Below are 20,615 nucleotides of genomic sequence, written 5' to 3'. Positions count from 1 at the left end.
AGTCAGCCCTTCACGGATCCGGTCAACCCGCCGACGATGCGACGTTCGGCGAGCACGAAGAACGCGAGCGCGGGGATCATCGACAGCGCGGTGAACGCGAGCACCCGCGCGGTGTCCTGGGAGTACTGGGATTGGAACGTCGCCACGCCGAGCGGCAGCGTGAAGTTCGCGGAGTCGTTGAACACCAGCAACGGCAACAGGTAGAAGTTCCAGCTGGTCACGAACGCGAGCACGGCGACGGTGGTCAACGCGGGCGCGGACAGCGGCAGCAGGATCCGCCAGAAGAAGCCGAGCCTGCTCGCCCCGTCGAGCACAGCGGCGTCCTCGATCTCCCCGGGGATCGCCCGCATGAACGGCCGCAGGATCACGATGGTCACCGGCAGTGAGAACGCGGCTTCGGGAATCGCCACGCCCCAGAAACTCTCCAGCATCCCCAGCTGACGCAGCCACAGGTAGAGCGGCAGGGTCGCCACCCCGAGCGGGAACAGCAGACCGAGGGTGAACAGCGTGTAGAAGCCCTCGCGGCCCTTGAAGTTGTAGCGGGACAAGGCATACGCGGCCATCGACCCCAGTACGACGGTCAGCGTCGTGGCGATCACCGCGATCAGCGCGCTGTTGCCCAGGAACGTCCAGAACGACGGCGAACCGAGGATCGCCGCGTAGTTGTCCCAGACCCACGGCCCCGGCAGACCGCCGGGCGAGGAGTTGATCTGCGCGGTGGTACGGAATCCGCCCAGGATCACGAACAGCAGCGGCACCACGGTGATCCCGAGAACGGCGATCGCGGCGACGTATCCGATCGGCGTCCCGGCGCGGCGCATCAGTCCACCATCCTGGTCAGTGCGCCGTCGGTGTCGCGGCGCAGGGCGAATCGCTGGTAGAGCAACGCGAAGAGGAAACAGACGACGAACAGGATCACCGCGACCGCGCTGCCGAACCCGAACTCGTACCGTTTGAACCCGTGGTCGACCAGGTAGGTCGCCATGGTCGCCGACGAGTTCGCCGGACCGCCCAGCGTCATGATCCACACGAGGTCGAACAGCTGCAGCGAGCCGATCACCGACAGGAACACCCAGATCCGGATGGTCGGGCCGAGCAGCGGCAGCACCACGTGCCGGGTGGTCTGCCAGGCCGACGCGCCGTCGAGCGCGGCCGCCTCCCGCAGTTCCGCCGGCACGCCCTGGAGCCCGGCCAGCAGCAGGATGATGCCGAAGCCGATGTACTTCCAGGTGATCACCGCGAACAGGGTGTAGAGCACGATCCCCGGGTCGGCGAGCCAGTGCTGGACGAGCCCGCCGAGCCCTACAGCGCGAAGCGTCTGATCAACGAAACCGTCCGGCTGCAGCATGAGCAGCCAGATCACCGCGGTGATCGCCTCCGACAGCACATACGGCGCGAACACCAGCGCTCGCAGCACCGCTCGGCCGCGCAGCTTGCGGTTGAGCAGCATCGCCAGCCCGATGGACAACGGCAGCTGGACCACCAGGGACAGTCCGGCGATGATCAGGTTGTGCCCGATGGCGCCCTGGAACACCTCGCCGGACAAGGCGTCGGCGTAGTTGTCCAGGCCGACGAAGTCGTCCAGCGGGCCGAAGCCGTTCCACTCGTACAAGCTGTAGAAGGCCGCGATCCCGATCGGGACCAGCACGAATCCGGTGAACAGCAGCAGAGCGGGCGCGAGCAGGAACGTCAGTTCCAGCTTCTTGCGCGCCCCCGGCCGTCGCAACCGGACCCGGGCCGGGGGTGCGGACGGCCGCGCCGCCGTCCGCACCCCCGTGGTCGTCGCCGTCACTTCTCGCCTGCCGCGGCCTTGTTCACCGCTTCGACGATGCCTTCCGGAGTGCCCTGTCCGGCGAAGAAGTTCGCGACGGCGTCGTTGAGCGCGGCTCCCACCGCGGTCGGGAACGCCTTGTCGAAGTACATCTGCAGGTAGGGAGCCTTCTGGCCGTAGTCGAAGACGGTCTTCAGCGACTCGGTCTTGAGCGACTTGGCCGCGGACGCGGTCATCGGCAGGCCCGCGCCCTGGGCCGCGAGCTGGTTCTGCACCGGTTCGCTGCCGAGGTACTGCAGGAAGTCCGCGCACGCCTTGGCCGCGCGAGTGGTGCAGGAGAAGCCGTCGCCGCCGCCCAGCACCGCGGCCGGGTCACCCGCGCCACCCGGGACCGACGGGAACGGGAACCAGCCCACCTTCGAGTCGAGGTCCTTGTCCTCGGTCAGCGAGGTCATCGTGCCGGGGTTCCAGTCGCCTTGCAGTTCCATCGCCGCCTTGCCGTTGGCGACCAGGCCGGCCGAACTGCCCGCGCCCTGCTGGGCGGGTGTCCCGGTGAACCCGGGCTGGAACGGCTGGGTGGCGAGGAACGCCTGCAGATCCTGCCCCGCCTTCGTCCAGCACGGGTCCTCGAGTTTCACCGACTTGACCGACTGCTTCAGTATGTCGGCCGAGCAGGCACGCAGCGCGAAGTAGTTCCAGTAGAACGCGTCCGGCCAGCGGTCCTTGCCGCCGACGGCGACCGGGGTGAGGCCCGCCTGCTTGAGCTTGGCGACGGCGGCGTTGAGTTCGTCCATAGTGGACGGCGGGGCCGTGACGCCGGCCTGGGCGAACAGATCCTTGCGGTACCAGAATCCGACGAAGTGCTGTTCCCACGGGACGCCGTACTGTTTGCCGTCGACCTGCCAGCTCTCGGCGAGCTTGCCCACCGAGGTGAGCCAGCCCTTGGTCGACTCGGTCAGGTCGGCGACCTTGCCGGAGGTGGCCTGCGACGCCAGTTCGCCACCACCCCAGGACTGGTAGACGTCCGGCGGTTCGTTCGACTGCAGGGCGAGCGGCACCTTGGTGGTGAACTCCTCGTTCTGCAGCGGCTGGCCCTTGATCGTCACCTCCGGGTGCGCCTTCTGGTAATCGGCGATGACCTGGGCCCAGATCGACTTGATCGGGTCGGTAGTGCCGTTGTGCCACCAGCTCAGGGTGACCGGCCCGCTGGGCGCGGCCGCGGGCTCGGTGCCCCCAGAGCAGCCGGCGAGCGCGAGCGGGACGGCCGCGGCGAGCGCGGCGACGGCGGGGATTCGACGGTGGGAAAGCATGGTGAGTCCACTCCTGACGACTTCGGCCGAGTAGGACGGGGCGTGACTGCGCCCGGACTGGCGATGAGTTTGCTCGCCCGAAAATCCAATGTCAATCGTTGTCGATAACGTTTTACATGGCTAGTCTGAGCTCATGCAGCCCAGTTCGAGGGTCACGATCCGTGACGTCGCGGCCCGTGCCGGCGTCTCCGTGGCGACCGTTTCCAAGGTGATCAACGACCGTTACGGCGTCGCCGCCGCGACCCTGGCCAAGGTTCGCGCGGTGATCGACGAGCTCGGCTACGAGGCGAGCCTGGTCGCCCAAAGCCTGCGCAATCACAAGACGAACGTGATCGGCATCCTGGTCGCCGACCTCGAACCGTTCTCCACCGAGCTGCTCAAGGGCGCGGCGGACGCCATCCGCGGCACCGGGTACGAACTCGTCGTCTACTCGGCGGGCGGCCGCACCGGGGATTCGACAGGCTGGGAGAAGCGCTACCTTTCGCGCCTGTCGGGCACGCTGGTCGACGGCGCGGTGCTGGTCACGCCGGTGGCCTCACTGGAAGCCGTCCCCGGAACGCCGGTCGTCGCGGTCGATCCGCACACCGGGCCGTCCACGGTGCCCACCATCGATTCCGACAACCTGCGCGGCGCCCAGCTGGCGACCGAGCACCTGCTGGAACTCGGCCACCGCCGGATCGGTTTCCTCTCCGGACGGCCGGATCTCGAATCGGCCGAACTGCGCAAGACCGGTTACCTGCGAGCACTCACCGCCGCCGGCGTACCGATCGACGAGGACCTGATCCGGCTCGGTGCCTACGATCCGGAGATCTCCGCCCGCTCCGCCCACGAACTCCTGACCAGCGACGAGCGGCCGACGGCGGTGTTCGCCGCCAACGACATCTCCGCGATCGCGACCGTCGGGGCGGCCGCCGAACTCGGTTTGTCCGTGCCGGACGACCTTTCCGTGGTCGGTTTCGACAACGTCCCCGAATCCGCGCTGTGCACCCCGCCACTGACCACAGTGGACCAGCCCATCCGGGAGATGGGCCACCGCGCCATCACGCTCCTGGTCTCGCTGATCAGCGGGGAACCGAGCGAGGAAACCCACATCACCTTGTCCACCGGTCTCGTCGTGCGCCGCTCCACCCGCGCACTCGAACCGCGTTCCTGATCCCGGCGAACACTCTTCGCCGTACTTTCTTCGAAGGGCGGACAGCTTTGACCACGCAGCCCAGCGCGTCTCCGCGCCCCTGGCACGACACTGCGGCGGATCCCGCCGACCGAGTCCGCGCGCTGATGGACGAGATGACCCTGCGGGAGAAGATCGCCCAGCTCTACGGTGTCTGGGTCGGTATCGACTCCGGCGGCGAGATGGCGCCGCACCAGCACGATTTCGCGGCCGCTCCCCTGGATTGGGATGGACTGGTGCGCCACGGCATCGGCCAGCTGACCAGGGTGTACGGCACCCGGCCCGTCGACCCGGTGATCGGCGCGCGCAGCCTGGCCCGCACCCAGCGGGAGATCGTCGGAAGCGGTCGTTTCGGCATTCCGGCGGTGGTGCACGAGGAAACCCTCACCGGTCTCGCCGCCTGGCAGGCCACGGTCTATCCGTCGCCGCTCTGCTGGGGGGCGAGTTTCGACCCGGACCTGGTGTACCGCATGGGTGCGCGGATCGGGGAAACGATGCGGCGGCTCGGTGTCCACCAGGCACTCGCCCCGGTACTCGACGTCGTGCGTGATCTGCGCTGGGGCCGGGTCGAGGAGAGCATCGGCGAGGATCCGCACCTGGTCGGCACGATCGGCAGTGCCTATGTCGCCGGTCTGGAGTCGACAGGCGTGATCGCGACGCTGAAGCATTTCGTCGGCTACTCGGCCTCCCGTGCCGGCCGGAATCTCGCGCCGGTTTCGGTCGGTCCGAGAGAACTGGCCGATGTCCTGCTGCCGCCGTTCGAAATGGCGTTGCGGGCAGGCGCCCGGTCGGTGATGAACGCCTACACCGACAACGACGGCGTCCCGGCCGCCGCGGACGCGGCACTGCTGACGGATCTGCTGCGCGACACGTACGGTTTCGACGGAACCGTTGTCGCGGACTACTTCTCCGTGTCCTTCCTGTACAAGCTGCACGGTGTCGCGGCCGATCGCGGAGACGCGGCCGGGCAGGCGCTGGCCGCCGGGATCGACGTGGAACTGCCCACTGTGGACTGCTACGGCGAACCGTTGCTCGCCGTGGTGGAAGAGGGCGCGGTCGATGCCGCCGTCGTCGACCGCGCCCTCGAACGGGTACTACGGCAGAAGTGTGAACTCGGGCTGCTGGACGAGGACTGGGCACCGGAGGTACCCGACGAGATCGACCTCGACGACCCGGAATCCCGTGCGTTGGCAAGGGAACTGGCCGAGCGCTCGATCGTGCTGCTGCACAACGACGGAACACTTCCCCTCCCCGCCGGCCGCAAGATCGCCGTGGTCGGGCCGCGGGCCGCCGAACCCGGAGCGATGCTCGGCTGCTACTCGTTCCCGATGCATGTCGGCGTGCACCACCCGGATGTGCCGTTCGGGGTGGCGGTTCCGACGGTGCTCGACGCGCTGAACGAGGACTTCGAGGTCACTTACGCACTCGGCTGCTCGGTCCTCGACGGCGAGGACGCCGACATCGCCGAAGCCGTCAACGCGGCCGAGGACGCGGATGTCTGCGTCGCGGTACTCGGGGACCGCGCGGGCTTGTTCGGTGGTGGCACTTCCGGTGAGGGTTGCGACGCCGCCGACCTGAAACTGCCGGGACGGCAGGAAGAACTTCTCGAAGCCCTGCTCGCGACCGGGAAACCGGTGGTGCTGGTGCTCCTTTGTGGACGGCCGTACGAGCTTTCGCGGCAGGCCGGCCGGCTCGCCGCGATCGTCTGCGGTTTCTACCCGGGTGAGGAGGGAGCGGTGGCGCTCGCCGGTGTCCTCAGTGGACGGATCAACCCTTCCGGCAGGCTCCCGGTCGGGTTCCCCGGCGAGGCGGCGTCCCAGCCCTCGACGTATCTGACGTCGTCGCTCGGGCAGCGCAGCGAGGTCAGCACGGTCGACCCGACGCCGCTTTTCCCGTTCGGGCACGGGCTTTCCTACGCCGCCGCGACCTGGGACGACGTCACGGTGGCGGATCCCTCGTGGCCGACCGACGGAAGCTGCCGGGTCCGGGTGACCCTGAGCAACGGCACCCGCCGCGCCACGACCGAAGTCGTCCAGATCTATCTGCACGATCCGGTGGCGGAGGTCGCGAGGCCGGTCCAGCAGTTGATCGCGGCGAAACGGGTCGACCTGGCCCCTGGTGCGACCGAGGTGGTCGAGATCGGGCTGCACGCCGACCTGACGTCCTACACGGGACGCGCGGGCGGACGGCTGGTCGAACCCGGTGACGTCGAACTTCGGGTCGGCACGTCGAGTGCGCGGATCGTCGCGACACTCCCCTGTACCTTGACCGGTCCGCGCCGCGAAGTCGGCTTCGACCGTGTGCTGGCGCCGGACTTCGGCGGAACCGCATGAGACGCAGGTGGCTCGTCACCGTGCTCGCCTTGCTGACGGTGGTGGCGGCCAGCACGCCCGCGTCCGGCCGGCAGACCCAGCATGTCGTGCGGCAGTGGGTGAACACGTGGACCTCGATGCCGCAGCTCACCGAGCCCGGCAACATGCCACCCGCCGCGTTCGTCCGGGACGGCGTCGTCCTGCCGGACACCACCCTGCGGCAGACGGTGCGGTTCTCCGTAGGCGGCGACCGGATCCGGTTGCGGTTCTCCAACGCCTTCGGTGGCGCGCCGCTGCCGATCACCTCGGTGTCGATCGCGGCTCCGCTCGGCGGGAAGGCCGGTGTCGGCGAGATCGAGCCGGGCAGCGCGCGGGCTGTGACGTTCCGGGGCAAGCCGGGCGCCGTCGTCCCGGCCGGCGCACTGGTGGTCTCGGATCCGCTGGACTTTTCGGTACAGGCGCGGCAGAACGTGACGGTGACGGCCTACTTCGCCCAGGGTCAGGCGTCGACGTCGATCACCTCGCACCCGGGTTCCCGCACGACGTCGCAGCTCCTCGCGGGTGACCACGTCGCGGACAAGGATCTGCCCGGTGCGACGCCGGTCGACCATTGGTACTTCCTCAGCGGCGCCGAGGTGTTCGGTCCGAAGAGGACAGAGGCCGTGGCGGTGGTCGGCGACTCGCTCACCGACGGCCGGGGCTCGACCACCAACGGGAACGACCGCTGGCCGGATCACCTGCGGATACCCGATGTCGCGGTGCTGAACCAGGCCGCCGGCGGAAATCGGGTGCTCGCCGACGGCCTCGGCCCGAACCTGCTGTCCCGGGTGGACCGGGACGTGCTGGCGCAGAGCGGGGTATCGTGGCTGGTGGTGTTCGAAGGCGTCAACGACATCGGCACCGCGGCCGCGACACCCGAGGCGCAACGACAGGTGGCCGCCGATCTGATCGACGCCTACGACCAGATCGTGGTTCGCGCGCAGGCCCACGGAATCCGGGTCTACGGCGCGACGCTGACCCCGTTCGGCGGGAACACCGGCTACGACGACCTCGCCGGGACCCGGGAATCCGCCCGCCAGGCGGTCAACACCTGGATCCGCACGAGCGGCCGGTTCGACGCGGTGCTGGACTTCGACCGCGTCGCCCGGGATCCGGGGTTCCCGGCCCGGCTTTCGCCCGCCTACGACGTCGGCGATCACCTCCACCTGGGCCCGGCCGGATACCGGGCGCTGGCGGACAGTGTCCCCGCGCGCCTGTTCAGGCGGTGATTCCTACCTCGAGGCGAACCGGTCCAGCGTTTCACGGACCCGCGCGGACATGGCGGCGCTGCCGCCGTGTCCCGCGTCGTCGATGACGACCAGTTCGGCGTCCGGCCAGGCGCGGGCGAGCAGCCAGGCGGTGTCCAGCGGGCAGCTCAGGTCGAGCCGTCCGTGGATCAGCACGCCGGCGATACCGGCCAGACTTGGTGCGTTGCGCAGCAGTTCGCCGTCGGAAAGCCATGCGCCATGGGAGAAGTAGTGCGCGCAGAGGCGAACGATGGCCAGCCTGTCGGTCAGGGGCCGATTCGCGAAGGCTCCCGGTGTCCCGTTGGGCTCGTGGGCCTGGAGTGCGTCTTCCCAGGTGCACCAGGCATCCGCGGCATGCTCCCGGACGACCGGATCGGGATCTTCCATCAGGCGCGCGTAGGCGGCGACGAGGTCACCGTCGCGCTCGGTCTCGGGGACGGCGGCGCGAAACTTCTCCCACTGCTCGGGGAAGAGCCGTCCGGCGTCGCGGTAGAGCCAGTCGACCTCGGCCCGCCGGCTGGTCGTGACGCCGGTGATGACGATCTCCGAGACCCTCGTGGGGTATTGCTGGGCATAGGCCAGCATCAGCGTGGAGCCCCAGGAGCCGCCGTACAGCAGCCAGCGCTCGATCCCGAGGTGTTCGCGCAACCGCTCGATATCGGCGATCAGGTGGGCGGTCGTGTTGTGTCGCAGGTCGGCGGCCGGATCGCTCGCATGCGGGGTGCTGCGCCCGCAGCCGCGCTGGTCGAACAGCACAGCCCGGTATCGGGCAGGGTCGAAACCCCGGCGTCGCACGGGAAGGCTCCCCCAGCCGGGTCCGCCGTGCACGAACAGAGCAGGTTTGCCGTCGGGGTTGCCGCAAGCTTCCCAGTAGACGCGAGCGCCGTCGCCGACGTCGAGCAGACCGTGCTCGTAGGGCTCGATCGGTGGGTACAGCGGGTCTGTTTTCTCGGCGCTTCTCACAACCGAGAATATAACAGCGCTTATACAAGCATGGGAGCGGCAGGTTTCCGGTCAGCGTGCGGGTAAGACCACGACGCCATCGTCGTCGGAATAGAGCGTGTCGCCGGGAGTGAAGGTCACTCCCCCGAACCCGACCGGGACGTCGACCGCGCCGGCGCCCGCCTTCGAGCTCTTGCGCGGGTTGGTGCCGAGCGCCTTGACGCCCAGCGGCAGTTCGGCGAGTTCGGCGCTGTCGCGGACGGCCCCGTTGACGACGATCCCGGCCCAGCCGTTGTCCACGGCGGACTTCGCGATCATGTCGCCGGTGAGCGCGCTGTGCAGCGAGCCGCCGCCGTCGACGACCAGGACACAGCCGTCGCCGGGGGTGGCCAGCAGCTTCTTGACCAGGCCGTTGTCCTCGTGGCAGGAGACCGTGCGGATCGGGCCGGAGAACGTCCGGTGGCCGCCGAACTGGCGGAACTGGGTATCGCAGACGCGCAGCTTGTCGCCGTGTTCGTCGACGAGGTCGGCGGTGGTGAAGGAATCGATCACGGCGACTGAGTGTAGGTGTTCCCGGCCGGCTGGTGCTGTGCCGCCAGGATGCTCGTGGTTGTCGTGACGATGGCGGCCACCGTGTCTTCCGCACCGGGCGCGGGTCTGGTCGCGCTCACGATGGCGTCGACACCGGCGAATCCGGCCGCACCGACAACGGCGATCTTCATCGGGTGACGCCTTCCTTCCGGGTCTTCGGGGTGATCTGGCCGGCGACGATCGAGGCCAGGGCCAGGGCGAATCCGAGGAGCTGGAGCAGGCCGAGGGACTGGCCGAGCAGCGCGGCGCCGAGTATCGCGGCGACCATCGGCGACAGCAGGCCGAGGACGGCGACGGAGGTGACCGGCAGCGACGTGATGCCGCGGAACCACAGGACGTACGCCAGCAGGCCACCGATCAGGCCGAGCCAGAGGTAGCCGAGGACGGCGCTCAGGTCGATGGCGGGCGGCGCGCCTTCGAACAGGAAGGTCACCGGCAGCAGGAAGAGGCCGCCCGCGGTGAGCTGCCAGGACGCGAACGCGGTCGGCCCGACGTCGGCCGGGCGTCCCCAGCGCTTGGTGAGGGTGACGCCCAGCGCCATCGTCGCGGCGCCGCCGAGGCCGGCCAGGATCCCGACCGTGTCGAAGCCCGCTTCAGGACCGATGACGACCAGTCCGACGCCCACGATCCCGACGATTCCCCAAGCGAACCGCCAGGCGGACGCGCTCTGACGCAGCACGGCCACGGCGAGGACTGCGACCAGGAGCGGCTGGGCGGCGCCGAGGGTGGCCGCGACTCCGCCGGGAAGCCGTTCGGCGGCGACGAACAGCAGGGGGAAGAACATCCCGATGTTGAGGACGCCGAGCGCGGCCGCCTTCAGCCACCAGGTGCCGCGCGGCAGCGTGCGGGTGATGGCCAGCGCGATGAGACCGGCGGGCAGAGCACGCATGAGGCCGGCGAAGAGCGGGTGGCCGGACGGGAGGAGTTCGGTCGTGACCACGTAGGTCGTTCCCCAGACCACGGGGGCGAACGCGGTCAGCGCGGTGACGCCGGTCAGGGTGCCGGCGGTGAGCGGTGTGGTCGTCAGCGTTTTCACGCTTCTCAGCTTCGGCGCTGTCGATCGATGAGTCCAACACATGTTTGTCACTTGATCCATCGTGATTCAAGATGGATCGATGGAGCTTCAGCAGATGCGGTACGTCATCGCGGTGGCGGAGACGAACAGTTTCACCCGCGCCGCGGAACGGTGCCTCGTCGTCCAGTCGGCGTTGAGTCACCAGATCGCGCGGCTGGAACGGGAACTGGGTGCCCGGCTGTTCGAACGCACGAGCCGCCGGGTGCGGCTCACCGCCGCCGGTGAGGCGTTCCTGCCCTCGGCCCGGCAATGCCTCGACGCCGCCGAGCGGGCCGGCGCCGAGGTCTCGGCGGCCGTCGGCGAGATCCGGGGGCGGCTGACGGTCGGGGTGATCCCCACCGTCGCGGCCGTCGACGTCCCGGCCGCGCTGCAGACCTTTCACCGGCGCTACCCGCATGTCCGGATCGGGCTGCGGGTCGGCGGGAGCGAGTATCTGGTCGAGCAGGTCAAGGACAGCGCGATCGAGGTCGCGTTCCTCGGCCTTTCGGTGTCGGACCGGCCGGAAGGTGTCGGCACCTGCGAGCTGGGGCGTGACGACCTGGTCGCCGTCGTGGCGCCGGGACATCCGCTCGCCGATGCGTCCGAAGTGGATTTGAGCAGGCTCGCGTCGGAGGTGTTCGTGGACTTTCCGGCGGGGACGGCGGGACGGGCTCAGACGGACCAGGCCTTCGCGGCCGCCAGGCTGCACCGGGAAGTGGCTTTCGAGGTGACGGCCGCCGACTTCATGGCGCGGCTGATCCACCAGGGACTGGGCGTCGCGCTGCTTCCGTCCCGGTACGTGCCGAACCTGACCGGCGTGGTCACCGTCGCGGTGACGGACGCGCCCGGCCGGATCGAGCACCTGGCCTGGAACCGGTTCACCGTCACGCCTGCCGCGAAGGCCTTTCTGGAGGTGCTGGGAGTCGTAAGCGGGGACGTTCCGTGAAGGCCTCCTTGAGGGACTCTGAGTCCCTCAAGGAGGCCTTCACGGACTGCGCGAAACCCCGAACTCAGCCCTCCTTGATGACCTCGTACAGGCTGGTCCACGAGCTCTTGCCGTGTCCTGCCGCGATCGCCCGGTCGTAGTGGGACTTGATCGCCTCCGGCAGTACGACGTCGATCCCGGCGTCCCGGCTGGCCTGCGCGATGTGGTCGGCGCTCGCGCCCATCATCGTCACGTCGGCCTCGTCGCCGGGGTGTTCGCCCTTCTCGACCTGCTCCGCCGCCGCCTCCAGGTAGAAGGCCATCATCGCGAAGTTCTCCTTGGCGTACGGGAGGAACTTCTGGACTGGGACACCGGCCGAACGCACCAGCGCGGTGGCGTGCAGGAACGCCGACAGCGCGTTGAGGAAGATGTCCAGCTGCGCCTGGTAGAACAGCTGCGCCAGCCGGACGTCCTCGCCGAGGAAGTCGGCCCGCCCGATCAGCGCCAAGGTGTCGCGGTACTTCTCGAACACCTCGGAAGGCCCGCTGTAGAAGACGTACGCCTCATCCTTGCCCACCAGCGGGGCCGGCACCATCACGCCGCCCGCGATGAACCGCCCGCCGCGAGCCTCGACCCATTCGGCGGCCTTGCGGGTCTTCTCGGGGGTGTCCGAGCTGAGGTTGACGATCACCTTGCCCGCCAACGCCTTCTCGGCCTTGCCCAGGATGTCGTACATCGCCGCGTAGTCGGTGAGGCTCAGCAGCACCAGTTCCGACGCGCTCACCGCGTCGGCCACCGTCTCCGCGCGCACGGCACCCGCCGCGACGACGCCGTCCGCGCGGCTCGCGGTGCGGTTCCACACCGTCACGCCGTGGCCGTTCTCCAGGAGAACCCGGACCATGGCCTGACCCATCGGACCGAGCCCGATCATCGTGATCATTGTGTTTCCCTTGCTGTGTAGTGGGTTTACTTCTTGAGGAGTTCGATGACGCCGATCAGGTCCTCGTCGCCGTGCCCGGCCGCGACCCGCCTGTCCATCAGCGGCTGGAGCGGCGTGAGCAACTCGGCGCTGACGCCCTGTTCCTCGGCGGCCTTGGCCAGGTTCGGGAAGGCGGCGGCCTGCATCGCGAGGTTCGACACGACGTCGGTCACGTAGTCACCGTCGTCGAGCTGCTCGGCGGCACGCTCGGTGAAACCGCTCATCGCGTCCATCCAGCCGCGGAGCAACGGCGCGAAATCCTTGGCCTTCACTCCGGCGGAGCCGACCAGCGCGAACGCCTGGATGACGCCGATGAAGTGCCCGTACATCCCGCTGAGCAGCGCGATGTCGTGCAGTGGCGCCAGTCCGGGGTCGGCGCCGAGGTAGTTGGTGCCGCCGAAGGTGTCGAGCGCGGTGCGGGCCCGGCCGAAAACGGTGCCGGAGCCGCTGTAGAAGATGAACGCCGCGGGCGAGCCGATCATCGGCGGAACGGCCATGATCCCGCCGTCCAGGTACTCCGCGCCCAGCCCGTCGGCCCACGCGCTCATCTCGCGAGCCTGGCCGGGGGTGCCGTTGGTCAGGTTGACGAACAGCCGCCCCCGGAGCCCGGCCGCGGCCGGGTCCAGTACCTCGTGCACCGAGTCGTAGTCGAGCAGGCAGGCGATCACGATCTCGTTCGCCGCGAGCGCCTCGTCGATCGTCGAAGCGACCGAAGCGCCCTTCGCGGCCACCACCTCGGCGCGGCTCGCGGTGCGGTTCCACGCGGTGACCGGATGTCCCGCGGCCAATAGTGCCTCTACGAGCGCGGTTCCCATCGCGCCCAGCCCCAGTACCGTCACCGGGGTCTTGCCGTGTTCGGTCATGAGCACCACCGTGCCGGGGGCCGCGCACGGATCGCTGCGGGTCCGCGCACGGCGCCACCCGAGAACCTGTCGGTGGTCCGCGCTAACGTCGGTTTCGTGCGTTTCGGAGTGCTGGGGCCGCTCGCCGTGTGGACGACCGCGGGCGAGCCCATCGTCGTGCCCGAGGCCAAGGTCCGCCTGCTGCTCGCCGCCCTGCTGACCAGGGAGGGCCGGGCGGCGCCGGTGGGTGCGCTGACCGACGATCTGTGGGGCGAGCACCCGCCCGGCAACCCGGGCAACACCCTCCAGACCAAGGTCTCCCAGCTGCGCCGCACACTCGATCGCGCCGAGCCGGGTGCCCGGGACCTCGTGACGCACCAGTCCGCCGGGTACGTCCTCGCCGTCGAGCCCGAGGACCTCGACGTCCACCGGTTCCACGTGCTGACGGCGCGGGCGGCGGACACGACCGATCCCCGCGCTCGCGCCGCGCTGCTCGCTGACGCGCTGGCGTTGTGGCGAGGACCCGCGTACGCCGGGTTCGAGGACGAGCCGTTCGCGGTCGCCGCGGCGCAGCGGCTGGAGGAGGAACGGCTGCTCGCCGAGGAGGACCGGGCCGAAGCCCGGCTGGCGCTCGGCGAACACGGCGCTCTCACCGGGGAACTCGCGGGCCTGGTCACCCGGCATCCGCTGCGAGAACGGCTTCGCGGTCTCCTGATGCGCACCCTCTACGCCGCGGGCAGGCACAGCGAGGCGCTCGAAAGCTACGCCGAACTACGGGCCCGGCTTCAGGACGAGTCCGGTCTCGATCCGGGGCGGGATCTCGCCGCCCTGCACCAGGCGATCCTCACCAGGGACCCGGATCTCGAACCTGCCCGGGTGCCCGAGCCGGTACACGGGAACCTGCCGGGGTCGCTCACCGAACTGGTCGGCCGGACGACGGCGGTCAAGGAGGTCGGCGCGCTGCTCACCGACGCGCGGCTGGTCACCCTCACCGGCCCCGGCGGCGTCGGGAAAACCCGCCTCGCCATCGAGGCCGCGGCACGGCTCGCGCCCACGGTGACCGACGGCGCCTGGCTCGTGGAACTGGCGGGCCTCGACAACGTGGCCTGCTCGACGTGCCCGCCGGAGGACCTCGTCGCCGTCGTGCTGACGGCCGTCCTGGACATCCGCGAGGAGCCCACCACCGCGAAGCCACTGGCCCAGTCTCTGGCCGATGCCTTGCGAGACAAGGAGATCCTGCTCGTCCTCGACAATTGCGAGCAGGTCGTCGAGCCGGTCGCCACCTTGGTGGAGCGGCTGCTCGCGGCGGCACCCCGGCTGCGGATCCTCGCCACCAGCCAGGAACCGCTCGGGCTGCCTGGCGAGCACGTCTGGGCGGTTCCGCCGCTCGATCTGCCCGAGCAGGCGGATTTCGCCGCCGTCCGGGACTCGAGTGCCGTGCGGCTGTTCGCCGCCCGGGCCGCGGCCGCGGCACCGGGGTTCGCCCTCGACGCGGACAACGCGGCCGTGGTGTCCCGGATCTGCCGCACGCTCGACGGGATCCCGCTGGCACTGGAACTCGCCGCGACCCGGGTCCGGACGCTCGGGGTGCACGAACTCCACACCCGGCTCGATGACCGGTTCAGTCTGTTGTCCTCGGGCAGGCGTGGTGGCCCGGCGCGGCAGCAGACGCTGCGCGCGATGATCGACTGGAGCTGGGATCTGCTCAGCGAGCCCGAGCAGATCGTGTTGCGCAGGCTCGCCGTTCACGCCGAAGGCTGCGGTCTCGACGCCGCCGAGGCGGTCTGCGCGGGCGGCGAGATTTCCTCCGCCGACGTGCTGGACCTGCTCTCCCGGCTCGTAGACCGGTCCTTGGTGGTCAGCAGGCCGGGCAAGTCCGGGGAGCCGAGGTTCCGGTTGCTGGAATCCGTCTCGGCTTACGCCTTGGAACACGCGAAGCAGGCCGGCGAACTCGACGACCTGTACCTTCGGCACGCTCGTTTCCACCTCGAACTCGCCGAGCGTGGTGACGCCGGCCTGCGCGGCCGGGAGCAGCGGCGCTGGCTCGACAGGCTCGACGCCGAAGCGGCCAATACCCGGCGGGCGCTGGAAACCCTGCTGCGGCAAGGCGAGCACGGGCTCGCGCTGCGGCTGACGAACGCGTCCCTGTGGTTCTGGTTCCTCCGTGGACGGTTCACCGAGGCGCGTCGCTCCCTCGACCAGGTGCTCGACCCGGACACCGGCGCGGGCGACGAACGTGCGCAGGCCCTGGGCTGGTGTGCGGGGATCGCGGTGCTCGACGGCACCTGCACCGAAAACACGGTCGCTGAAAGCACAGCTGAGGAAACCGCGTGGGGCATCACCGATCCCGCGGCCCGGGCCCGGACGCTGTGGTTCCTCGGGTACGCGTGGTCGACCGTCGGCGACCTGTGCCGGGCGGAGAACCTCACCTTGGGCGCGCTGGAAACCGCGCGCGACAGCGGCAACGACTGGGTCGCGGCGGCCGCACTCGCCGACCGGGCCGGTCATCTGGCGGCCGGAGGTGATCTCACCGGCGCCGGACGGATGGCCGCCCGCAGCGCCGGGATCTTCGACGGCCTCGGCGAACGCTGGGGCTGGCTGCAGGCGTCGTTCGTCCTCGGCATGCTCGCCTCGATCGCCGGCGACTACGACCACGCCGCCCGCGTGCACCGGGAAAGCCTCCGCCGCGCCGAGGAACTGGGTCTCTGGCCGGAGGTGTCCTACAAACTCTCCTGGCTCGGCCGGACGGCGCTGCTCACCGGCGATTTCGAGAAGGCCGGGGACTTCCACGAGCGGGCGAGGACGCTGGCCGTGGAGCACGGTTTCAAACCAGGTGAGGTCTACGCCGAGACCGGGCTCGCGCTCGGCGCACGACGCCAGGGCCTGTTCGACGAGGCCGAGAAACATCTGCTGTCCATTCTGGAGTGGCACCGCCGGGTGGAGTCCGAAGCGGGCAGCACGCTGGTCCTCGCCGAACTCGGCTTCATCGCCGAACAACGCGGACAGGCCACGGAGGCGAAACGGCTCCAGCGGGCCGGCCTCGCGATCGCCCGGAACTCCGGGGATCCGCGGGCGATCGCGCTCGGTCTCGAAGGACTCGCCGGCGCCGAGGCCGCGGGCGGAGACCATCACCGGGCCGCGCGGTTGCTCGGCGCCGCTGCCGCCGCCCGGGAATCGGTCGGCGCTCCCCTGCCGAAAGCCGAACGCGGCGACGTCGACCGGATCACCGCGATGGTCACCGCCGCCATCGGGGAATCCGCTTTGTCCGAAGAGGCCTCTAATGGCGCTGGCATGCCGATCGACCGTCTGGTGACGGACAGTGTGTAGTCGCGCACAAAGATCATCTCAATGGGCTATGGCATTACTTCACGTCGACAACAAAGGCCCTTTCTTCCTGTTTTCCTGCCGACCCAACGGGTAGCGTGCGCGTCCATGCGGGTGAGGTGGGGGACTTCCGGCGGACCTAGAGTGACGATGCCGTGGCGAGCGGCTCCGCGGGCGGCGTTGACCAGCCCGCTGACGCTCATCATCGCCGCGGTGACGGCGTTGCTCGCCTGTTTCCTCGGCACGGCCGCCGTGCTGCAGGCTTCGGCCGCGGGCGGCGCGGCGGTCACGTACCAGAACGGCATCGCCTGTCCGGACAACTACGGGCCGGTCTTCAGTAAGGGCAATGTCCCCACCGAGGCCGTTCCGCAGATCGTCGACTCGGTCCGTCGTCACGCGTCGACGCACGGTTTCACCGCACCCGTCGCTTCCCGCTATACCCCGGTGCTGTTCGGCACCGAGTTCAACGGCGACCCCAACTACAAGGTCACCCTCGCCTACCGCGACCAGGCAGGTCTGGACCAGCTCACGCTGACGGAGGGATCACGGAACTCCGGGTTGCTGCTCGGCACCGTCGTGGCCGGGGCGGAGAAGATCGGGGTCGGCGCCAAGCCGAGCATCAAGGGCACGCCGGTGCCCCCGGTGACCGGGCTCTACCGCGACCTGCCCGACCCCGCGCCGCGCTGGTGGTGCTCACAGCAACGCAACGCCGTGGTCGACAGGCTCGCCAACGACCCCCTCGACTCGGTCATGTTCGCCACCGACGGGAAGACCTTCGACGACACGGTCCGCTCGCTCGGTATTCCGACGATGAAGACGTTGTACGTGTCGTTCTACGAGACTCCGCCCAAGACCGTAAGCGAGGCCGAGGATCTGCTGGAGCGCTCGAAGGCGATCATCGCCGACGTGAAGGCGGATCTGACCGCCCGGAGCCTCGGTGACGCCGTCGTCGGTTCGCTGCCGTTCGAACGGTCGGTGGCGATCAGCAAGCAGGCCGAGGCGAACGTCCTGGTCTCGATCCTGCCGCTCGCGGCCATCAGTGTCCTGGTCGGCTGTGCCGGTATCGGCACGGTGGCCTTGCAGTGGCACCAGCGCCGCCACGCCCAGCTCAGGCTGCTTTCGGCTCGCGGTAGCTCGCCCAGGGCGCTGGGCATGCTCGCGGTCGCCGAACTCGGGCTGCCCATCGTCGCCGGAGGTGTGGCGGGGGCGGTACTCGCCCGGCTGCTCCTCGGGGTCTACGGACCACCAGGCGAACCCGACGGCGGGGCGACGGTGTTCGGGTCGCTCGTCGCGGCCGCGATCCTGCTGATCTCGCTCACGCTGCTGGCCGGGGTGATCGCGGTCCGCACGCACCGGGAGTTCGAACTGGGCCGGATCCGGTCGAAGGGACGCAAGGGGCTCAAACTCCTCGTGATCTTCCCCTGGGAACTGATCACCGCCGGAGTGGCCCTGCTCGGCTGGAACCGGCTCGTCGACTACGGCAGCGCGTCCCGGGTCGGCAACCCGCTCCCCCAGGTCGACCCGCTCGCGCTCACCTATCCCGTGTTCGTGGTGCTCACCGTCGGCCTGCTGGCCGCGCGGCTGGCCTGGCTGGCGCTGCACGCCTCGCACCGCGCGCGGCTGTGGTCCCGGCCCGCGCTGCAACTGGCGATCCGGCGGCTCGCCAGCGCCCGTGCCCCGGTCACCGGTGTCCTCGTGATCGGCACGCTGGCCATCGGCACGCTGGCGACCGGGATCGGGATCGCACGCGGCCAGGAAGAGGCGCTGCACACCAAGTCGGCGATCTTCGTCGGTGCCGAAACCCGCGTGGACACCGAAAGCGTCGTCGGTACCGGCAAGGTCCCGCTGCCCGCGCAGATCAGCGACTCCAGCACGGTCGTCGGGGAACTGACCGGCACCGGCAGTGTGGTGCTGGTCGTGGATCCGCAGACCTTCCGGCGTGGCGCGGCGCTCGGCCCGCTCGCCGGAGACGACGTCGACAGGCTGCTGGGCCTGCTGTCGAGCCCCGGCACCGGTGTCCCGGCGATCCGGATCGGGAGCGACGCCGGCCAGAAGCCGAAGTTGCCGTCGGGTCTCGGCGACGCGCGGACGATCGGTGAGCTGCCGATGTGGCCGATCATCGGCACCAAAGCCGGCTACGTCATCTCCCGGACGTCGCTCAGCACGGCGCAACTGGGCTCCGTGCCCAAGTGGAGCCTCTTGTCCGGCTCGCCGGTGTCGCTGCTGACGGAGTCGTTGACGGCCGCGGGGATCACCCAGCCCAACCGCATCACGCGGGAGTCGGCGCTCGACGCGCTCCCGTTCTTCGTCGTGTCCTGGACGTTCTCGTTCATGGCCCTGCTCGGTGCCGTGCTCGGAGTGGTCGCGGTGCTCTCGCTGCTGGTCGCGGTCGAGGTCCGGCGTCGGCAGAACGCTCTGGCCGGAGCCTTGGTGCTGCGGATGGGGATGCGGCCACGTGCCCTGCTGGCGAGTCATCTGATGGAACTGGGCGCGCTCAGCGGTCTCGCCGTGGTCATCGGCGTCGTCTGCGGTGTCTCGGTCGCGGGCCTTTCGGTACCGCGGTTCGACCCGGCGACGTTCCTGGCGCCACGTTCGGCGTTGCCCAACCCGACCCCGTTCGCCCTGACCGTGCTGGCCATCGGCGTGCTCGTCGTGGCGCTGGCAGGCTGGATCGCGATGCGCTCGGTGCGCACCGCCCGGACCGCGGAGCTGATCCGTGCCTGAGAAACCGATCTTCCAGCTGCGCGGTATCGGGGTCGACTACCAGACCCCGGCGGGCACGGTCACCGGCGTCGACGACGTCACCATCGACATCCCCGCCCGCGGGATCACCGTGCTGGCCGGCCCGTCCGGCTCCGGCAAGTCCACCCTGCTGCGGACGCTCGGCCTCTTCGAACAGCCCGCCCGGGGCGCGATCTCCTTCCAGGGAACCGAAACGGGCAAGCTGCGGCATCGTGAACGCCGGGCGTTGCGGCGTGACTACCTCGGGCTGGTGTTCCAGAACCCGACCGACAACCTGCTCGCGTATCTCAGCGTCGCCGACAATCTCCGCGCGGCGGCGGAATCGGCGGCGACGGAATGCCTGCCGGAAGACATCCTTGAGCAGCTGGGGCTGGGCGGCACGGGCGGCTGGCGGATCTCGGCGCTCTCGGGCGGGCAGCAGCAGCGGCTCGCGTTCGGCTGCACGCTGGCACGTCGCTCCACCGTCATTCTCGCCGACGAACCGACGTCCCAGCTGGACGAGGCGTCGGCCGATCTGGTGCTCGACACCCTGAAGTACCTGGCGGGCCAGGACTTCGCCGTCATCGTCGCCTCGCACGACGACCGGCTCATCGAACTCGGCAGTCGTGTCGCACGGATGCACAAGGGCACACTGGAAGGCGTGGAAGAACGAGAGGTCGTGCTGTGACGGTGGAACCCGCCCTGGAGGCCGTCGGTCTGCGCCGGCGGTTCCCTCATCCCAGCGGGGACGTCGAGGTGCTGCGCGGTCTGGAACTACAGGTGGCCGCCGGTGAACTCGTCACGGTGTCCGGCCGGTCCGGCTCGGGCAAGAGCGCGCTCTTGGCGTTGCTGTGCGGCTTCGATTCGCCCGATTCCGGCAGTGTCCTGCTGGACGGCGTCCCGATAGCGGGCGCTCCCGCCTGGCACACCTGCGCGGTGCTGCCCCAGGCGCTCGGCCTCGCGAACGAACTGACGATCGCGGAGAACGTGGCCCTGCCGTTGCGGCTGCGGTCCGACATCCCCAAACCGAGCGCGACGAGCATCCTCGAGCGGGTTTCGGAACTCCTGGACGAACTCGGGATCGGCGAGCTCGGCGACCGCTACCCGCTCGAGGTCTCCTTCGGGCAGCAGCAGCGGGTCGCGCTCGCCAGGGCGGTCAGCGGGCGGCCCCGGGTGCTGCTCACCGACGAGCCGACGGCGCACCTGGACGCCGGGAGCACGCCTCGGGTGCTGCGGTTGCTGCGGCGCTGCGCGCAGGAGGGCGCCGCGGTCATCGTGGCCACGCACGACGACGACGTGCATCGGATCGCCGACCGGCGGGTACGGCTGCTGGACGGCGTCCTCTCGTAGAAGTACGTCGTGAGCTGAAGGTACGGAAATGTCATGA

General features: G+C 69.7%; 17 protein-coding genes. 8 read left to right on the top strand and 9 right to left on the bottom strand.

Annotated elements, in window-relative coordinates; genetic code table 11:
* Positions 1-2: 2 nt before the first annotated feature.
* The 3 genes from ACLJRL_RS18820 to ACLJRL_RS18810 are packed head-to-tail and all read right to left on the bottom strand — an operon-like array spanning position 3 to position 3,081.
* Entirely contained in the window at positions 3-821 is an 819-nt protein-coding gene (locus ACLJRL_RS18820; protein WP_410657507.1) for a carbohydrate ABC transporter permease, read from the bottom strand.
* Positions 821-1,792 (bottom strand): carbohydrate ABC transporter permease, encoded by a 972-nt coding sequence (locus tag ACLJRL_RS18815; protein ID WP_410657506.1) that lies wholly within the window; start codon positions 1,790-1,792, stop codon positions 821-823. Before ACLJRL_RS18815 ends, ACLJRL_RS18820 begins: the two co-directional genes overlap by 1 nt.
* Positions 1,789-3,081 (bottom strand): ABC transporter substrate-binding protein, encoded by a 1,293-nt coding sequence (locus ACLJRL_RS18810; protein ID WP_410657505.1) that lies wholly within the window; start codon positions 3,079-3,081, stop codon positions 1,789-1,791. The genes ACLJRL_RS18815 and ACLJRL_RS18810 overlap by 4 nt, the downstream gene beginning before the upstream one ends.
* 133 nt (positions 3,082-3,214) lie before the next feature.
* Here ACLJRL_RS18810 and ACLJRL_RS18805 point away from each other — a divergent pair, with 133 nt between their 5' ends.
* From ACLJRL_RS18805 to ACLJRL_RS18795, 3 genes are all read left to right on the top strand, one after another.
* Positions 3,215-4,234, top strand: coding sequence for a LacI family DNA-binding transcriptional regulator (locus ACLJRL_RS18805; protein ID WP_410657504.1), 1,020 nt, complete (start codon positions 3,215-3,217; stop codon positions 4,232-4,234).
* 125 nt (positions 4,235-4,359) lie between these two features.
* The gene (locus ACLJRL_RS18800) at positions 4,360-6,585 is read left to right on the top strand and encodes a glycoside hydrolase family 3 N-terminal domain-containing protein (RefSeq protein WP_410657933.1); all 2,226 of its coding nucleotides are present in this window, start codon (positions 4,360-4,362) and stop codon (positions 6,583-6,585) included.
* Positions 6,582-7,832, top strand: coding sequence for an SGNH/GDSL hydrolase family protein (locus tag ACLJRL_RS18795; RefSeq protein ID WP_410657503.1), 1,251 nt, complete (start codon positions 6,582-6,584; stop codon positions 7,830-7,832). The genes ACLJRL_RS18800 and ACLJRL_RS18795 overlap by 4 nt, the downstream gene beginning before the upstream one ends.
* Before the next feature lie 3 nt (positions 7,833-7,835).
* On the opposite strand, the gene pip is transcribed toward ACLJRL_RS18795, so the two are convergent.
* Genes pip through ACLJRL_RS18775 form a run of 4 tightly spaced genes read right to left on the bottom strand, consistent with a single transcriptional unit; the run spans position 7,836 to position 10,419 of the window.
* On the bottom strand, positions 7,836-8,813 hold the full coding sequence (gene pip, locus ACLJRL_RS18790; protein ID WP_410657502.1) for a prolyl aminopeptidase: 978 nt from the start codon (positions 8,811-8,813) through the stop codon (positions 7,836-7,838).
* 51 nt (positions 8,814-8,864) lie between these two features.
* Positions 8,865-9,344, bottom strand: coding sequence for a ribonuclease E activity regulator RraA (rraA, locus tag ACLJRL_RS18785; protein WP_410657501.1), 480 nt, complete (start codon positions 9,342-9,344; stop codon positions 8,865-8,867).
* Positions 9,341-9,514, bottom strand: coding sequence for a hypothetical protein (locus tag ACLJRL_RS18780; RefSeq protein WP_410657500.1), 174 nt, complete (start codon positions 9,512-9,514; stop codon positions 9,341-9,343). The genes rraA and ACLJRL_RS18780 overlap by 4 nt, the downstream gene beginning before the upstream one ends.
* Positions 9,511-10,419: an EamA family transporter gene (locus ACLJRL_RS18775; RefSeq protein ID WP_410657499.1), complete on the bottom strand. Its 909-nt coding sequence runs from the start codon at positions 10,417-10,419 to the stop codon at positions 9,511-9,513. Before ACLJRL_RS18775 ends, ACLJRL_RS18780 begins: the two co-directional genes overlap by 4 nt.
* Positions 10,420-10,498: 79 nt before the next feature.
* Between ACLJRL_RS18775 and ACLJRL_RS18770 the strand changes: the two genes are divergently transcribed.
* Positions 10,499-11,383, top strand: a complete 885-nt coding sequence (locus tag ACLJRL_RS18770) for a LysR family transcriptional regulator (protein WP_410657498.1) — start codon at positions 10,499-10,501, stop codon at positions 11,381-11,383.
* A gap of 64 nt (positions 11,384-11,447) precedes the next feature.
* Here ACLJRL_RS18770 and ACLJRL_RS18765 read toward each other — a convergent pair whose 3' ends face one another.
* Positions 11,448-12,302, bottom strand: a complete 855-nt coding sequence (locus ACLJRL_RS18765) for an NAD(P)-dependent oxidoreductase (RefSeq protein WP_410657497.1) — start codon at positions 12,300-12,302, stop codon at positions 11,448-11,450.
* 26 nt (positions 12,303-12,328) lie between these two features.
* A complete protein-coding gene (locus tag ACLJRL_RS18760) occupies positions 12,329-13,204 on the bottom strand; it encodes an NAD(P)-dependent oxidoreductase (protein ID WP_410657496.1) in 876 nt (291 codons plus the stop codon).
* Positions 13,205-13,300: 96 nt separating this feature from the next.
* Between ACLJRL_RS18760 and ACLJRL_RS18755 the strand changes: the two genes are divergently transcribed.
* The 4 genes from ACLJRL_RS18755 to ACLJRL_RS18740 all read left to right on the top strand — a co-directional run bounded on the left by ACLJRL_RS18755 (position 13,301) and on the right by ACLJRL_RS18740 (position 20,578).
* Positions 13,301-16,510 carry a BTAD domain-containing putative transcriptional regulator gene (locus ACLJRL_RS18755; protein ID WP_410657495.1) on the top strand — a complete coding sequence of 1,070 codons (3,210 nt, stop codon included), beginning with the start codon at positions 13,301-13,303 and terminating at the stop codon, positions 16,508-16,510.
* A gap of 147 nt (positions 16,511-16,657) precedes the next feature.
* Positions 16,658-19,231, top strand: a complete 2,574-nt coding sequence (locus ACLJRL_RS18750; protein ID WP_410657494.1) for an FtsX-like permease family protein — start codon at positions 16,658-16,660, stop codon at positions 19,229-19,231.
* Positions 19,224-19,916 carry an ABC transporter ATP-binding protein gene (locus ACLJRL_RS18745; protein WP_410657493.1) on the top strand — a complete coding sequence of 231 codons (693 nt, stop codon included), beginning with the start codon at positions 19,224-19,226 and terminating at the stop codon, positions 19,914-19,916. Before ACLJRL_RS18750 ends, ACLJRL_RS18745 begins: the two co-directional genes overlap by 8 nt.
* The gene (locus ACLJRL_RS18740) at positions 19,913-20,578 is read left to right on the top strand and encodes an ABC transporter ATP-binding protein (RefSeq protein ID WP_410657492.1); all 666 of its coding nucleotides are present in this window, start codon (positions 19,913-19,915) and stop codon (positions 20,576-20,578) included. The genes ACLJRL_RS18745 and ACLJRL_RS18740 overlap by 4 nt, the downstream gene beginning before the upstream one ends.
* Positions 20,579-20,615: the final 37 nt, after the last annotated feature.

The sequence above is a fragment of the Amycolatopsis sp. lyj-112 genome (genome assembly GCF_046549055.1).
Taxonomy (GTDB): domain Bacteria; phylum Actinomycetota; class Actinomycetes; order Mycobacteriales; family Pseudonocardiaceae; genus Amycolatopsis.
This window is presented reverse-complemented; position numbering and strand designations above follow the sequence as displayed.

What these genes read in the sequence shown, in the direction of transcription:
- ACLJRL_RS18820 (WP_410657507.1), bottom strand. Translation starts at nt 821, where the DNA reads ATGCGCCGCGCCGGGACGCCGATCGGATACGTCGCCGCGATCGCCGTT.
- ACLJRL_RS18810 (WP_410657505.1), bottom strand. Translation starts at nt 3,081, where the DNA reads ATGCTTTCCCACCGTCGAATCCCCGCCGTCGCCGCGCTCGCCGCGGCC.
- ACLJRL_RS18805 (WP_410657504.1), top strand. Translation starts at nt 3,215, where the DNA reads ATGCAGCCCAGTTCGAGGGTCACGATCCGTGACGTCGCGGCCCGTGCC.
- ACLJRL_RS18800 (WP_410657933.1), top strand. Translation starts at nt 4,360, where the DNA reads ATGGACGAGATGACCCTGCGGGAGAAGATCGCCCAGCTCTACGGTGTC.
- ACLJRL_RS18795 (WP_410657503.1), top strand. Translation starts at nt 6,582, where the DNA reads ATGAGACGCAGGTGGCTCGTCACCGTGCTCGCCTTGCTGACGGTGGTG.
- ACLJRL_RS18780 (WP_410657500.1), bottom strand. Translation starts at nt 9,514, where the DNA reads ATGAAGATCGCCGTTGTCGGTGCGGCCGGATTCGCCGGTGTCGACGCC.
- ACLJRL_RS18770 (WP_410657498.1), top strand. Translation starts at nt 10,499, where the DNA reads ATGGAGCTTCAGCAGATGCGGTACGTCATCGCGGTGGCGGAGACGAAC.
- ACLJRL_RS18765 (WP_410657497.1), bottom strand. Translation starts at nt 12,302, where the DNA reads ATGATCACGATGATCGGGCTCGGTCCGATGGGTCAGGCCATGGTCCGG.
- ACLJRL_RS18760 (WP_410657496.1), bottom strand. Translation starts at nt 13,204, where the DNA reads ATGACCGAACACGGCAAGACCCCGGTGACGGTACTGGGGCTGGGCGCG.
- ACLJRL_RS18750 (WP_410657494.1), top strand. Translation starts at nt 16,658, where the DNA reads ATGCCGTGGCGAGCGGCTCCGCGGGCGGCGTTGACCAGCCCGCTGACG.